Origin of the sequence: Corynebacterium sp. CTNIH16 (assembly GCF_032821655.1) — a bacterium.
Classification (GTDB): Bacteria; Actinomycetota; Actinomycetes; order Mycobacteriales; family Mycobacteriaceae; genus Corynebacterium; species Corynebacterium marquesiae.
This window is the reverse complement of sequence record NZ_JAVBIG010000008.1, coordinates 21,363-34,663: the sequence shown is the minus strand read 5'-3', so window position 1 is coordinate 34,663 and position 13,301 is coordinate 21,363. Positions and strand designations below refer to the sequence as shown.

The 13,301-nt window shown below is 60.0% G+C and carries 17 protein-coding genes; 14 read left to right on the top strand and 3 right to left on the bottom strand.

Going from position 1 to position 13,301, the window contains the following annotated elements; all coding sequences use genetic code 11:
* Positions 1 to 2: 2 nt before the first annotated feature.
* From hemW to RAE04_RS08150, 9 genes are all read left to right on the top strand, one after another.
* The gene (gene hemW, locus RAE04_RS08190; protein ID WP_317027029.1) at positions 3 to 1,142 is read left to right on the top strand and encodes a radical SAM family heme chaperone HemW; all 1,140 of its coding nucleotides are present in this window, start codon (positions 3 to 5) and stop codon (positions 1,140 to 1,142) included.
* A gap of 109 nt (positions 1,143 to 1,251) precedes the next feature.
* On the top strand, positions 1,252 to 1,530 hold the full coding sequence (locus RAE04_RS08185; protein ID WP_232212607.1) for a hypothetical protein: 279 nt from the start codon (positions 1,252 to 1,254) through the stop codon (positions 1,528 to 1,530).
* Positions 1,531 to 1,540: 10 nt separating this feature from the next.
* On the top strand, positions 1,541 to 2,590 hold the full coding sequence (gene hrcA, locus RAE04_RS08180; RefSeq protein ID WP_023020999.1) for a heat-inducible transcriptional repressor HrcA: 1,050 nt from the start codon (positions 1,541 to 1,543) through the stop codon (positions 2,588 to 2,590).
* A 69-nt stretch (positions 2,591 to 2,659) separates the two neighbouring features.
* Positions 2,660 to 3,811, top strand: coding sequence for a molecular chaperone DnaJ (gene dnaJ, locus RAE04_RS08175; RefSeq protein WP_317027028.1), 1,152 nt, complete (start codon positions 2,660 to 2,662; stop codon positions 3,809 to 3,811).
* Complete coding sequence (locus tag RAE04_RS08170) at positions 3,811 to 4,569, top strand: 16S rRNA (uracil(1498)-N(3))-methyltransferase (RefSeq protein WP_317027027.1); 759 nt, start codon at positions 3,811 to 3,813, stop codon at positions 4,567 to 4,569. The genes dnaJ and RAE04_RS08170 overlap by 1 nt, the downstream gene beginning before the upstream one ends.
* Positions 4,570 to 4,592: 23 nt before the next feature.
* A complete protein-coding gene (locus tag RAE04_RS08165) occupies positions 4,593 to 5,573 on the top strand; it encodes a PhoH family protein (RefSeq protein WP_239194127.1) in 981 nt (326 codons plus the stop codon).
* A complete protein-coding gene (gene ybeY / locus RAE04_RS08160) occupies positions 5,570 to 6,187 on the top strand; it encodes an rRNA maturation RNase YbeY (protein WP_317027026.1) in 618 nt (205 codons plus the stop codon). Before RAE04_RS08165 ends, ybeY begins: the two co-directional genes overlap by 4 nt.
* A 51-nt stretch (positions 6,188 to 6,238) precedes the next feature.
* The gene (pdxY, locus tag RAE04_RS08155) at positions 6,239 to 7,087 is read left to right on the top strand and encodes a pyridoxal kinase PdxY (RefSeq protein WP_317027025.1); all 849 of its coding nucleotides are present in this window, start codon (positions 6,239 to 6,241) and stop codon (positions 7,085 to 7,087) included.
* Between the two features lie 376 nt (positions 7,088 to 7,463).
* Positions 7,464 to 8,480 (top strand): formamidase, encoded by a 1,017-nt coding sequence (locus tag RAE04_RS08150; RefSeq protein ID WP_284791389.1) that lies wholly within the window; start codon positions 7,464 to 7,466, stop codon positions 8,478 to 8,480.
* Between the two features lie 85 nt (positions 8,481 to 8,565).
* Here the strand turns inward: RAE04_RS08150 and RAE04_RS08145 are convergent, their stop codons facing one another.
* Positions 8,566 to 8,952, bottom strand: coding sequence for a hypothetical protein (locus RAE04_RS08145; RefSeq protein WP_317027024.1), 387 nt, complete (start codon positions 8,950 to 8,952; stop codon positions 8,566 to 8,568).
* On the opposite strand from RAE04_RS08145, the gene RAE04_RS08140 reads away from it, so the two are divergent.
* The 4 genes from RAE04_RS08140 (at position 8,951) to RAE04_RS08125 (ending at position 11,798) form a co-directional block, all read left to right on the top strand.
* Positions 8,951 to 9,190 (top strand): hypothetical protein, encoded by a 240-nt coding sequence (locus RAE04_RS08140; protein ID WP_317027023.1) that lies wholly within the window; start codon positions 8,951 to 8,953, stop codon positions 9,188 to 9,190. The two genes, RAE04_RS08145 and RAE04_RS08140, sit on opposite strands and share 2 nt — an antisense overlap.
* Before the next feature lie 81 nt (positions 9,191 to 9,271).
* Entirely contained in the window at positions 9,272 to 10,309 is a 1,038-nt protein-coding gene (era, locus tag RAE04_RS08135; protein ID WP_317027022.1) for a GTPase Era, read from the top strand.
* A gap of 6 nt (positions 10,310 to 10,315) precedes the next feature.
* Positions 10,316 to 11,032, top strand: a complete 717-nt coding sequence (gene recO / locus RAE04_RS08130) for a DNA repair protein RecO (RefSeq protein WP_248099611.1) — start codon at positions 10,316 to 10,318, stop codon at positions 11,030 to 11,032.
* Positions 11,033 to 11,042: 10 nt separating this feature from the next.
* Positions 11,043 to 11,798, top strand: coding sequence for an isoprenyl transferase (locus tag RAE04_RS08125; protein ID WP_317027021.1), 756 nt, complete (start codon positions 11,043 to 11,045; stop codon positions 11,796 to 11,798).
* Positions 11,799 to 11,823: 25 nt separating this feature from the next.
* Here the strand turns inward: RAE04_RS08125 and RAE04_RS08120 are convergent, their stop codons facing one another.
* Both RAE04_RS08120 and RAE04_RS08115 read right to left on the bottom strand, forming a co-directional pair.
* Entirely contained in the window at positions 11,824 to 12,018 is a 195-nt protein-coding gene (locus RAE04_RS08120) for a helix-turn-helix transcriptional regulator (RefSeq protein ID WP_049378541.1), read from the bottom strand.
* A gap of 3 nt (positions 12,019 to 12,021) precedes the next feature.
* Positions 12,022 to 12,513, bottom strand: a complete 492-nt coding sequence (locus tag RAE04_RS08115; protein ID WP_317027020.1) for a hypothetical protein — start codon at positions 12,511 to 12,513, stop codon at positions 12,022 to 12,024.
* Positions 12,514 to 12,609: 96 nt separating this feature from the next.
* Here RAE04_RS08115 and RAE04_RS08110 point away from each other — a divergent pair, with 96 nt between their 5' ends.
* Positions 12,610 to 13,272: a type II CAAX endopeptidase family protein gene (locus RAE04_RS08110; protein WP_317027019.1), complete on the top strand. Its 663-nt coding sequence runs from the start codon at positions 12,610 to 12,612 to the stop codon at positions 13,270 to 13,272.
* Positions 13,273 to 13,301: the final 29 nt, after the last annotated feature.

Here is a 13,301-nt window from a genome sequence, read left to right as displayed (position 1 = left end):
CCATGACTGAACCCTTCGGGCTGTATATTCACGTTCCCTTCTGCGCCACTCGCTGTGGCTATTGCGATTTCAATACCTATACTCCGGGCGAGTTGGGCAGCCCGCGCAATCTCACCGGACCCTATCTGGATGCTTTGGATCGCGAGCTGGAGTTGGCGGCCGTGCGCGTGGGGCGCCCGGCCGAGACCGTCTTCATTGGCGGCGGCACGCCTTCCTTGCTGGGCGGGCAGGGGCTGACCCGGATCCTCAATACCGTCCGCTCCACCTTCGGCTTGGCGCCAGGGGCGGAGGTCACCACCGAATCCAACCCGGAGTCCACCTCACCGGAGTATTTTGCCCAGCTTGCCGACGCCGGCTATACCCGCATCAGCCTCGGCATGCAGTCCGCATCCCCGGGCGTTCTCCAAGTCCTGGAACGCGCCCACACCCCCGGCCGCGCCTTCGCCGCTGCTCGCGAGGCCCGCGCCGCTGGCTTCGAGCACGTCAACCTGGACATGATCTATGGCACGCCCACCGAAACCGATGACAACGTGCGCGAAACGCTCGACCGAGTGCTAGAAACCGGCGTAGACCACGTCAGTGCTTATTCGCTCATCGTAGAAGACGGCACCCGCATGGCGCGCAAGGTCAACAAAGGTATCCTGCCCGCACCGGACGAGGACGTGTTAGCCCGGCGCTACGAGATGATTTCGACCACCCTCGAGGCGGAAGGATTTGAGTGGTACGAAGTCTCCAACTGGTCCAAGCCCGGTGGCGAGTGCGAGCACAATCGCATTTACTGGGTAGATGGCAACTGGTGGGGCGCAGGCCCCGGTGCCCACTCGCACTTGAGCAACGAGCGTTTCTTTAACGTCAAGCACCCCTCGCGCTATATTGACGCCCTCGGCCGCGGAGAGCTGCCCATCAAAGAAACCGAGCGGCTTACCGACGCCGACCGCCACATGGAGAAAATCATGCTCGGCCTACGCCTGCGCGAGGGCATCCCAGAAGTCTGGCTCGATGCCCACGCTGCCCCGGCCCTCGAGCGCTTCATTGATCGTGGCTTGCTCGAACGCGCCGGCGATCGCGTACGCATCACCAAGCCCGGCCGCTTGCTGGCCGATGGCATCATCACCGATCTCCTCGTCGCCGAAGAAACCTAATCCTCGTTCCCAGACCTTTAGACTTAGTTCAGTAGAAACCAAACCAGTTAGTTTTGACTCAGTCGATGAGAAACCTGATATTCCGCCATTTTCTTGTTAGTCTTTTGCCGTGACTGGTGGACTGGTTCCTTCAGGCGCAAGCTTCTTCCAAGCTCGCTGGGATCGAGCTACGCCAGCTGAAAGAGACTATCTCAGTGCCATGGCAGCCTTAGGCGATGGTTCAGCGGAAACAAAAGAAATCGGTGAACGCCTGGGGAAGGATAATAAGGCTCTTGGTCCGGTTCGGGCTAAGCTCATAAACAAAGGTCTCATTTATTCCCCTGAACACGGCAAAGTCCGGTACACCGTCCCGAATTTTAAAGAATTTATCATTCGCCGAAGCGAATAGGAGCGCCATAGTGTCTACCTCAACCGATGCCCGCCGCAAGGAAGTCCTGCGCGCCATCGTGGCGGACTATATTGCCTCCCAGGAGCCCGTTGGCTCTAAGTCGCTCTTGGAGCGCTACCAATTGGGCGTCTCCTCGGCCACCATTCGCAATGACATGGCCGTGCTCGAATCCCAGGGCCTTATCTCCCAGCAGCACGCCAGCTCCGGCCGCGTGCCCACCCAGCAGGGCTACCGTCACTTCGTTGACTCCCTCCATGAGGTTAAGCCGCTTTCGGCCCCAGAGCGCCGCGCGATGCTCAACTTCTTGGAAGGCGGCGTGGACTTGGAGGATGTGCTGCGCCGCTCGGTGCAGCTACTGGCGCAGGTGACGAAGCAAGCGGCCGTCGTCCAGCTGCCCAACCTCAAGGTCTCCCGCGTCAAGCACTGCGAGGTCGTGGCGCTGTCCCCAGTGCGCCTGCTGCTGGTGCTTATCACCGATAACGGCCGCGTGGACCAGCGCAATGTCGAGCTCGATGAAATCATCGACCAGGATCAGACCTTCCGCTTGCGCGACATCGTCAATAGCGCGCTGGTGGGCAAGACGCTTAGCGACGCCTCCGTGGAGCTCGCCCACCTCGTCGATGACGCCCCCTTGGATATCCGCCACCATGTGCTCAAGGTGGCCACCACGCTCATCGAGACCCTCGTGGAACAACCCTCCGACCGGCTGATTATGGCCGGCGCCTCGAACCTGACGCGTGTGGCGCGCGAGTTCCCAGAAGGCTTGCCCAAGATTATCGAGGCGTTAGAAGAACAGGTCGTCGTCCTCAAGCTGCTCGCCCGCGTGCCGGATCTCGGCAACGTCTCCGTGGTTATCGGCGAGGAAAACGAGGAAGACCAGCTGCGCCAAGCCTCCGTGGTAGCTACGGGCTATGGCCTCGGCACCGGCGATGAGGTGGCCACACTCGGCGGCCTTGGCGTGGTGGGGCCTACCTTTATGGATTACTCGGGAACAATTTCTAAGGTCTCTGCCGTTGCACGGTATGTGAGCGAAATTTTGGCCGGCGAGCAGTGCGAGTAAACTGGCTGGCCGCGCATTATTTTTTCAAGTTAACCCCAACAAGACGAATTAGAAGGAATATCTCTTACAGTGGCTCGTGACTATTACGGCATCCTCGGTGTTGATAAAAACGCAACTGACCAGGAGATTAAAAAGGCCTACCGCAAAATGGCCCGCAAGTATCACCCGGATCTAAACCCGGATGATGAAGCTGCCGCGGAGAAGTTCCGCGATGCCGCGCTGGCCCAGGAGGTCCTGCTGGATCCGCAAAAGCGCCAGATCGTGGACATGGGCGGCGACCCCATGGATCAGGGCGGCGGCGGTGCTGGCGCCGGTGGCTTTAGCGGCTTCGGTGGCGGCGGCCTAGGCGATATTTTCGCTGAGTTCTTCGGCGGTGGGGCCGGCGGTTCCCGCGGCCCGAAGTCCCGCGTCCAGCCGGGCAACGATGCCCTGCTGCGCACCCGCATCACCCTGGAAGAGGCCTACACCGGCCTGAAGAAGAAGGTCACCGTGGATACCGCGGTGCTGTGCGATAGCTGTGGTGGTACCGGTTCCGAGTCCAAGGCCAAACCGGTTACCTGCGATAACTGCAATGGCATGGGTGAAATCCAGGAGATGCAGCGCAGCTTCCTGGGCAACGTCATGACCACCCGCCCGTGCCCGAAGTGTCAGGGCTTTGGCGAGGTCATCACCGATCCTTGCAATCACTGCGCCGGCGATGGTCGCGTGAAGAAGCGCCGCGATATCACCGTTAATATCCCGGCCGGCATCAATGACGGTATGCGCATCCGCATGGCCTCCCAGGGTGAGGTAGGCCACGGCGGCGGCCCGGCCGGCGACCTCTATGTTGAGGTCCACACAGAGGAGCACCCCGTCTTCCAGCGCAATGCTGATGACTTGAACCTCACCGTGCGCGTGCCGATGATCGATGCCGCACTGGGCACCAACTTCACCATCGATCAGCTAAGTGGCGAAGAGCTCACCATCGATATCGAGCCGGGCACCCAGCCGGGCGAGTCCATCAAGGTCGATGGCGCCGGCATGCCGCGCTTGCGCACCGATGGCTATGGCAACCTCTTTGCACACGTGGACGTCGTTGTGCCGAAGGACCTGGACCGCAAGACCCGCGAGGCCCTGGAGAAGATCCGCAACTCCCGCGACGAGGGCGCGCGCGTGCGTACCACCGGCGACGGCCAAGAGGAATCCTTCTTCAGCCGCCTCCGCGATAAGTTCCGCCGCTAATGTCGCTGCCCGTCTTCATCCACCCGGATCTTTCCGCCGCGCGCACCGGCGAGGCCTTCAGCTTCTCCGGCCCGGAAGCCCGCCATGCGGTGACGGTCAAGCGCATGGGGGAGGGCGAGCGCCTCGAGCTTATCGACGGCACCGGTATCCGTCTCACCCTCACCATCACCGCTACCTCGGGCAAGGACTCCTTGGAAGGCACGGTCGACTCCATCGACACCGCGCCCGAGCCCACCCCGCGCGTGACCGTGGTGCAAGCCATCCCGAAATCCGAGCGTGCCGAGCTCGCCGTGGATCTCGCCACCCAAGCCGGCGCCGATGAGATCATCGCCTGGCAGGCGGACCGCTGCGTGGCCAAATGGGACGGCAAGAAAGCACCCAAAGCAGTGGCCAAATGGCAGGCGGCCGCCGATTCCGCGGCCAAGCAATCCCGCCGCACCCGCATCCCTCAGGTGCGCGGTCCGCTGACCACTTCGCAGCTCGTTCAAGAGCTCACCGGTGGCCGCGACGGCGCTTCCTCCAACGCCCCCTCTGTGCTCGTGTTGCACGAGGAAGCAACCGTCTCCATCAAGGACGTGCCGCTGACGGATGATGTCGTTCTGCTCGTCGGCCCCGAGGGCGGCATCGGCGACGCCGAGCTCGATCGCCTCAAAGAAGCCGGCGCCATGCCCATCAAGCTCGGCCCGGAAGTGCTGCGTACAGCGAGTGCAGCAATGGTGGCGCTGGCGGCAATCGGCATGCGCACCGAGCGTTGGTAGGCAGCGCTGGTAGCCTAAAGCACGTGCCTATCATCACGAAGAAATGTGAGCTAGATTCCGCCTACGTCAGCAGCGTGCTAGGTAGCGCGGACGATAACCTGCGCGTGCTCAATAACCGCCTGGATGCGGACCTTTTTGCCCGTGGCAACGTGGTCACCGTCACCGGCCCTGACTACGAGGTCGCCCGCGCCGCGAAGATCCTCGACGAGCTCGAAGCTATCGCTCGCCGCGGCCACGCCGTGTCTACCGATACGGTCAAGCACACCATGGACATGGTGGCCGTGGAGGCGCCGCAGTCGGTGTCGGCGGCGCTGGCGGCGGACATCGTTAAGCGCCGCGGCAAAGCCATTCGCCCGAAGACGGTGGGCCAGTCTGAATACGTACAAGCCATCGACGATAATACGGTGGTCTTCGGCATCGGCCCGGCCGGCTCCGGCAAAACCTACCTTGCGGTAGCCAAGGCCGTGCAGGCGCTGCAGACCAAGCAGGTCTCGCGCATCATTCTCACTCGCCCAGCCGTGGAGGCAGGGGAGAAGCTCGGCTTTTTGCCGGGCACGCTCAATGACAAGATTGACCCGTACCTGCGCCCGCTCTATGACGCCCTGCGAGACATGCTCGACCCAGAGATGATCCCCAAGCTCATGGAGGCCGGCATCATCGAGGTCGCCCCGCTGGCCTATATGCGCGGCCGCACGTTGAACGATGCCTTTGTCATTCTTGACGAGGCCCAAAACACCACGCCCGCGCAGATGAAGATGTTCCTGACTCGCCTGGGCTTTGGCTCCAAGATTGTGGTCACCGGCGATGTCTCCCAGGTAGACCTTCCACACGGCCAGGTCTCCGGCCTGCGCATCGTGCGCCGCATCCTGCGCAACGTGGAAGATATTCACTTCGCGGACTTGGGTTCCAAAGACGTGGTGCGCCACCAACTGGTCGGGCGCATCGTCAATGCTTATGAGACCTTTGATAATAAGAAAGCCGCAGAATACGAGGGAATGGAATGAGTATCGAGTTTCTCAATGAATCCGGCTTCGAAGGCGTCAACGAGGAGATGCTGATTGACGTCGCCTCTTATGCCTTCGGCGCTATGGACATCAACCCCGATGCCGAGTGCACAATCACCTGCGTGGATTTGAAGACCATCGAGGATCTCCATGTGCGCTGGATGGACCTGGAGGGCCCCACCGATGTCATGAGCTTCCCCATGGACGAGCTCACCCCCGGTGCGATTGCGGGTGGCGGCCGCCCCGATGCCGCCGATCCCGGCCCGGCCATGTTGGGCGATATCGTGCTGTGCCCCGAGTTTGCCCTGCGCCAAGCAGAGGCCGCCGGCCATTCCCTAGGCCACGAGCTCGCGCTGCTTACCGTGCACGGCTGCCTGCACCTTTTAGGCTATGACCACTCCACCCCGGCTGAGGAAAAGGAAATGTTCGGCCGCCAAAACGAGCTGCTTGCGGATTGGTACGACGATGCGGCCGAGCGCGGTGTTTCCTATCAGCCCAAGCCCTCCGGCCCTAAGGCTTTTCCCGACGCCGCCGAGCGCGCCAACCTGGACAAGCAGGTTCCTGGCGGGGGCATCCCTGCGGTGGGAGAACCACAAGATAGCCCGGAAGAATAATTTTTCGGTTTCTTTTGTGAGCGCGTGCGCCGCGTAGCACAATGGAAACCTATGACTATCCTTTCCATCCAGTCCCACGTCACCTACGGCCACGTTGGCAACTCCGCGGCCGTCTTTCCCCTGCAGCGCGCCGGCCATGAGGTATGGCCGGTCCACACGGTGAACTTTTCTAACCACACTGGCTACGGCGACTGGGGCGGGCCGATGATTCCGGCCAGCGATGTCACCTCCATCATCGATGGCATTGAAAAGCGCGGTGCCTTCTCACAGATCGACGCCATTCTTTCTGGTTACCAGGGCGGCGCCGATATTGCCGACGCCATCGTGGAAACCGTTCGCCGCATCAAGGCCGCCAACCCCAAGGCCCTCTACGCCTGCGATCCGGTGATGGGCAATGCTAAGTCCGGCTGCTTCGTCTCTGATGAGATCCCGCCGCTGTTGCGCGATCGCGTCGTTCCCGTCGCCGATATCATCACCCCCAACCAGTTTGAGCTGGGCTACCTCACTGATTCCGAGGTTGGCACCCTGGACGAGACCCTCGCCGCGGTGAAGAAGGCGCAGGAAATCGGACCGAAGACTGTGCTGGTTACCTCCGTCAAGCGCCCAGAGACTGCCGACGACCAGATTGAGATGCTCGCTGTTGACGGCGACCGCGCTTTCTTGGTGTCCACGCCACTGTTGCCGTTCAAGCGCAACGGCTCCGGCGACGTCACCGCCGCCTTGTTTACCGGCCACTATACCGAGACCAGCGACGTCAAAGAGTCCCTGCGCCGCACCGCCTCCTCCGTCTATGACCTGCTGGAAAACACCTACGAGGCAGAGACTGCCGAGCTCCGCCTCATTCAGGCGCAGGACGTCTTCGCTCACCCGCGCATGCAGTTCGACGCCGAGGAGCTTTAGGCCTGGGCGGCCCCCCGTTCGCGCGCGTGGGATCCCGTGAAGTTTGGCCTCCTAAAGTTAGGTCCATTCTGATCGAGCCGATCTGAGGAAAACTTCCCCTCAGATCGGCCTTTTCGCCCTCAATTCGGCCCGATCACCTTGGACTTTTCTCCTCTGCTCCCTTAAGAACCCGCACCTACGCCCACCCCAAGGTCTATCGAGTGTCGGCCGAGCTGAGTAAACTTTCCCCTCAGCTCGGCTCTCTTATTTCATCAAAGGCGGCTTACGACGAGTCTCTCATACGAGACTACTTCTCTGGATGAATAGTGTGACGTACTACCACAACGTCAGTAGTATGGCTCTCGTCACATCATCTACTTTGCGATAGGAGCCCACCATGTCCAGCACCGGCAGCATCAGCGCATCCCCCGACGGCCTGTTGATGGCCCTCATGCAGTACCCCGTTCCCGTGGTCAATACTCCGGAAGACGTCCAAGCCAGCGTGGACGAAATCTGCCGCATGGTGGGTTCCACCAAGGCGGGCTACCCGGACCTCGACCTTATTGTCTTCCCGGAATATTCATCCTCCGGTCTCAACACCAAGATTTGGTCCTATGATGAATTCCTCATCGGCCTCGATGACCCCAAGGTGGACCAGTTCAAGCAGGCCTGCAAGGACAATGATGTCTGGGGCGTCTTTTCCATCATGGAGCCAAACCATGAGGAAGGAAAGCCGCCCTTTAATACCGCCATCATCATCAACTCCGACGGCGAAATCGCCCTGCACTACCGCAAGCTGCAGCCATGGACTCCCATCGAGCCTTGGTACCCGGGCGATTTGGGCATGCCGGTTTGCGACGGCCCGAAGGGCTCCAAGCTCGCTGTAAACATTTGCCACGACGGCATGTTCCCTGAGCTCGCACGCGAGGCTGCATACAAGGGCGCCAACGTCTATATCCGCATCTCTGGCTACTCCACGCAAACCCAGGATCAGTGGATCATGACCAATAAGACGAATGCCTTCCAAAACCTGATGTACACCGCATCCGTAAACCTGGCTGGCTATGACAACACCTTCTACTACTTCGGTGAAGGCAACGTCTGCAATTACGACGGCCACATGATTTCTGAGGGCCACCGCAATCCCGGCGAAATCGTCACCGCCGAAATCTTCCCAGAGCTGGCTGACAAGGCCCGCATCAATTGGGGCCTAGAAAACAACATCTTCAACTTGGGCAACCGTGGGTACGTGGGCTACCCCGGTGGCAAGACTGACAACTATCTCACCTGGGTCGAGGACTTGGCCAAGGGCGAGTACAAACTGCCTTGGGCTGACGACGTCCGCATCAAGGACGGCTGGAAGTACTACCCGGACGGCCCGCAGCTCGGCCCACTGCCGGACGAGTTTAAGTAAGCGCCGCTAAAACACCACTAAGGCCCTGCATCCGTTTCGACGGGCGCAGGGCCTTGACGTTGCTTAACGCTCTGCCTTCTATCTGTTAATACTCGTAGCCTTCAACCGCACCCGTATCCGAATCGGCTGGCGCATCCGCAACCGCGCCAGACTCTGGTGCGTAACCTGCATCTATATCGCCGTAGCTATCGGGATAGTCCGAATCGGAAGGTGGAAGACCCCCATTGCACAGTTCGGCCCATTCCTCGGGGTACTTGTATCGTCCTTCTAAACCGCCACAGACTGCTTCAGCCCGAACAGATCTCTGAAGCTCTGGAGTATTACAGAGCTCGGTTGGGTGCCAAGAGCCATCGGAAAAGTGCCCAAATGCTCCTAATCCAATATCGCAATACAGCAGCTCCGGCTCGGCAGCCACGGCTTGGGGTTGGGTCTCCGGCTCGGGAGCGACGCTTTCTGCAGGTTCTTCAGTCATGGCCTCTTCACTGCTGGTGGTAGAAGAAGTGGTGGTTGAAGAACTGGAGGTGCTGGAAGAAGAGGTTGCGGAGGGACTCGCGCTCGTTGCTGGAGATGACTCAGAATCTGGCGAGGAGCATGCGGAGAGGAAGAGAGTAAGTGCAGCGCCCAGAATTAAGGCAGGAGACTTGCGGGACATGAAGGGACCTTTCGGAGAGCGAGCACGGTTTGTGCTGGGGAGAGAGGTTTCTCCATAGATTAGCCCTACTCTGTGTGCCTGGTAGAAATTGCCGTGAACTAATCGGAGTTTTTGGCTCTGTGGGCTATTATTGCGGGTAATGAGTTCTGATTTTGATGCACAGTTTGATGCGGCATTCGAGGGCCTGCCAGAAGACCCCGATGATGCCGTGCCGGAAGGCGCCGAGAACACGGCACCCCCGCTCGATTATTCGCAATACACCGATACCCCGGAGGGTTTCCGCTCGGGCTTCGTATCCTTTGTTGGCCGCCCGAATACCGGCAAGTCCACGCTGACTAATGCCCTGGTGGGCCAGAAGATTGCGATTACCGCTGACCAGCCGGAGACCACCCGCCACACCATTCGCGGCTTGGTGCACCGCGATGATGCCCAGGTCATCGTCGTGGATACGCCAGGCCTGCACCGCCCGCGCACCTTGTTGGGCGAGCGCCTCAACGAGGTAGTGAAAGACACCTATGCCGATGTAGATGTAATCGGCCTGACCATCCCGGCCGATGAAAAGATTGGCCCGGGTGACCGCTGGATCCTGGAAAACGTGCGCAGCATCGCACCAAAGACCCCGATCATCGGCATCGTCACCAAGCTGGATAAGGCCAGCAAGGACCAGGTAGGCGCCCAGCTTCTGGCCCTGCACGAACTGCTTACCCAGGATGACCCGAATGCGGTAGTCATACCGGTGTCCTCCAAAGAGGGCGTGCAGCTTGATGAGCTGGTGCAGGTCATCGTGGACCACCTCCCAGAAGGCCCGAAGTTCTACCCGGATGACCACATCACCGATGAGGGCCAAGAAAAGCGCATCGAGGAACTCATTCGTGAAGCCGCCCTGTCCGGTTTGAAGGCGGAGCTGCCACACTCGGTGGCGGTGCAGGTTGATGAGATGCTGCCGTCGCGCACCCGGGAGGGCGTGCTGGACATCCACGCCATTTTGTATTTGGAGCGTCCCGGCCAAAAGCGCATTATCGAGGGCAAGGATGGCCTGCGCTTCCGCCGCATTGTGGGCAACGCCCGCAAGGAAATTATGAAGCTGCTGGGCCAGAACGTATACCTAGACTTGCGCATTAAGGTGCTGAAGAATTGGCAGTCTGACCCGAAGTCGCTGGGTAGGCTCGGGTTCTAAACTACGATGCGCGAGAACTATCGTGACCGCGCAGTGGTCATCCGCACCTATGACTTTGGTGAGGCCGATCGCGTCATAGTCCTGCTTACCCGCGATCACGGCCTCGTGCGCGCGGTGGCCAAGGGCGTGCGCCGGGCAAAGTCGCGCTTTGGTTCGCGCCTGCAGCTCTTTGTCAACCTCGATGTCCAGCTGTATGTGGGAAAAAATCTAGCCACCATTTCCCAAGCGGATACGGTGGATTACTTTGGCGCGCGCCTCATTGAGGACTATGAGCGCTACACGGCAGCCTGCGCAGTACTGGAATCGGCAGAGCGCCTTGCTTTTGCCGACGCCGCCCATGACCCCTACCTCTACGAATCCGTCACCGCGACCTTGGAGCAGCTGCAAACCGCGGACCCAACCATGGCGCTGGATGCCTTTTTGCTGCAGGCGATGGCGCATGCCGGTTGGGCACCGAGCCTTTTCAACTGTGCCCAGTGCAACCGGCCAGGCCCGCACCACGCCTTCCACCCGGCGGTAGGCGGCGCGGCGTGCCACGAATGCCGGCCGCCGGGGGCCGCGGAGGTAGATCCGGAAACCCTACACCACCTGTGGCTTTTAGCACATAACCATCCGACGAATCCCACAAATGCGCAAAAGCAGGAGGGGCACCGCCTAGCGCGGGCGCACCTGCAGTGGCACATGGAGCGCAATGTTTCCGCATTGCAGGTTATGGAGCAGTAGAATATAGCCCGTGATTACGCCAGACCCGAACCGCACTTTGACCCCGCCGAATATCCCGGACGAGTTCATGCCGCGCCATATTGCGCTGGTCATGGATGGCAATGGCCGCTGGGCCCAGGAAAAAGGCATGAAGCGCACCGAGGGACATAGGCGCGGCGAAGCCGTGCTTCTTGACGTCGTCGATGCCTGCCTTGCCGCCGGCGTTCCTTATCTTTCGGCCTATGCCTTCTCCACGGAGAATTGGCGCCGCAGCCCAGAGGAGGTCCGCTTCCTCATGGGATTTAACCGCGACGTGCTGCGCCGCCAGCGCGAGTGGCTCAATCAGCGCGGCGTGCGCGTGGTATGGGCCGGCCGCCGCCCGCGTTTGTGGCGCTCAGTGATTAAGGAGCTCGAGGCCGCCCAGGAGCTGACCAAGGACAATACCAAGATGACCTTGGCCATGTGCGTCAACTACGGCGGTAGGGCAGAACTGGTGGATGGCTTTAGGGACATCGCCAAGCAGGTTGCAGCCGGCGAGCTTAACCCGCGCGATATTAAGGAAGAGACCATCGCGCAGCATCTCTATGATCCGGACATGCCGGATGTGGATCTCTTCCTGCGCCCGTCCGGTGAGAAGCGCACCTCTAACTTCCTGCTGTGGCAGTCCGCGTACGCGGAGATGATTTACCAGGATAAGCTCTTCCCGGATTTCACACCGGAAGACCTTTTTGCCGCCATCGAGGAGTACGCGCGGCGCGACCGCCGCTTCGGTGGAGTGAAGAAGTAACGCCCAGCACCGAAGCGGTGTGCGTTTATAGCTCGGGGATAAAGATGTCCTCGATGCGGCAAGAAAAGTGGCGCGCGATCTGAAATGCGAGGGGGAGCGAAGGATCGTAGCGCCCCTTTTCAATACTGATGACCGTTTGGCGCGAGACGCCTAGCTCCGTAGCCAAGCCCTGCTGCGAGAGACCTTGGCTCTCGCGAATTTCTTTGAGCCGGTTGTCCATGGCTTAGCTTGCCGCCCGCTTGTGGGCAAAGTAGCTAATGCCGAAGGTTCCGGTGACAAATACTCCCAAGATGATGGTGAGTAGGGAGCCCGAAACCTGAAACTCCCAAAAAGAAGAGACCACGCCGAGGCCGCCAATGCCAAAAAGCATGGCGTGCAGGGTGTTTTCCGAGGCCTGCGAATACCAATGGGACTCGATGGAATTTTCCGGATCGGGTGTTGCTCCACGGATGGTGGACCGATCCACCATGAATAGCCAGCTAGCCGTCGTAGCAACAGGCAGTAGGCACAGTGCGTACACGGCAAACGCTAGTAGCGGGGAATCATCGTGTACGAAGGTGGCCACGATGGCACCGGCGGCTGCAGCAAGGCCCACGCCAGCCGCAACGGATAGCGTGATGAGCTTGGTTTGGGTGCCGCCGAACTTGGGGCGGCCAAAGCGCGTGGTCTCCAAGGAAGCCTCCTGTAACAAGTGCTTGTAAAGTGTGCTTGACACCCATCATATGTTAAGCGTCCTTTACTGTAAAGGGTGCTTTACCTTTCGGGCTCAATTCATTCTTAAGGATGAGCGGGGGCATTTTAGGGTAGGGGCATGACAGAAGACGACATCAGGCTAAAAGACGCACTTATCGGAATAGCGGCCATGATTGCCATGGATGTTCTATTGGTAGTGACAGTTTTTGTCATGTTGAAGGCCGGCTTGGCTACGCGTGGGTTGGGTACGATTATGCCCGTTGCGCTTGCTCTTTCAGTGGTGGTGCCGACGGTGGCATTGGTGTATTACCTCAAGCGGCGGGGAATTAGTCTCGGCCTTGTTCCCTTAGGTCGACGTGGTTGGCACTTACTGTGGCAGGCACCCCTTGTGATTCTGGCGGCTGGGGCAGCTGCTGCGATTGTGGGGCCGCTATTGGGGCTATCGCCATCGGAAAATACATCCGCAGCTGATGGGCGCGGTGTGATGGTGGTCGTTTCTTTAGCTTGCTACCTTCTTTTAGCTCCACTGGTGGAAGAAATTGTGTTTCGCCGCCTGCTCATGGGCTACTTGGATCGGAGCGTCCCAGCGTTTGCCAGCGTGATCCTCAGCTCGCTGGTATTTGGTGTTGCCCATATCGCGCCGCCGGTCATGGTGTATGCGACTTTTCTAGGAATGGGGTGCGCGCTAGTAACTCGTTTCCACAATTCGCTGCGTGCAGGCTTTATTGTGCATCTGGTCAACAATGTGGCCGTGCAGTTAATTGCAGTCTCGGCGCTATAGCCTAGGCATGTAACGCGCTGCCACTGTGT

Excerpts from the sequence above, each read along its gene's own strand:
- era (WP_317027022.1), top strand. The coding sequence starts at position 9,272 with ATGAGTTCTGATTTTGATGCACAGTTTGATGCGGCATTCGAGGGCCTG.
- hemW (WP_317027029.1), top strand. The coding sequence starts at position 3 with ATGACTGAACCCTTCGGGCTGTATATTCACGTTCCCTTCTGCGCCACT.
- ybeY (WP_317027026.1), top strand. The coding sequence starts at position 5,570 with ATGAGTATCGAGTTTCTCAATGAATCCGGCTTCGAAGGCGTCAACGAG.
- RAE04_RS08145 (WP_317027024.1), bottom strand. The coding sequence starts at position 8,952 with ATGACTGAAGAACCTGCAGAAAGCGTCGCTCCCGAGCCGGAGACCCAA.
- pdxY (WP_317027025.1), top strand. The coding sequence starts at position 6,239 with ATGACTATCCTTTCCATCCAGTCCCACGTCACCTACGGCCACGTTGGC.
- RAE04_RS08120 (WP_049378541.1), bottom strand. The coding sequence starts at position 12,018 with ATGGACAACCGGCTCAAAGAAATTCGCGAGAGCCAAGGTCTCTCGCAG.
- RAE04_RS08170 (WP_317027027.1), top strand. The coding sequence starts at position 3,811 with ATGTCGCTGCCCGTCTTCATCCACCCGGATCTTTCCGCCGCGCGCACC.
- RAE04_RS08150 (WP_284791389.1), top strand. The coding sequence starts at position 7,464 with ATGTCCAGCACCGGCAGCATCAGCGCATCCCCCGACGGCCTGTTGATG.
- RAE04_RS08140 (WP_317027023.1), top strand. The coding sequence starts at position 8,951 with ATGGCCTCTTCACTGCTGGTGGTAGAAGAAGTGGTGGTTGAAGAACTG.
- recO (WP_248099611.1), top strand. The coding sequence starts at position 10,316 with ATGCGCGAGAACTATCGTGACCGCGCAGTGGTCATCCGCACCTATGAC.
- RAE04_RS08110 (WP_317027019.1), top strand. The coding sequence starts at position 12,610 with ATGACAGAAGACGACATCAGGCTAAAAGACGCACTTATCGGAATAGCG.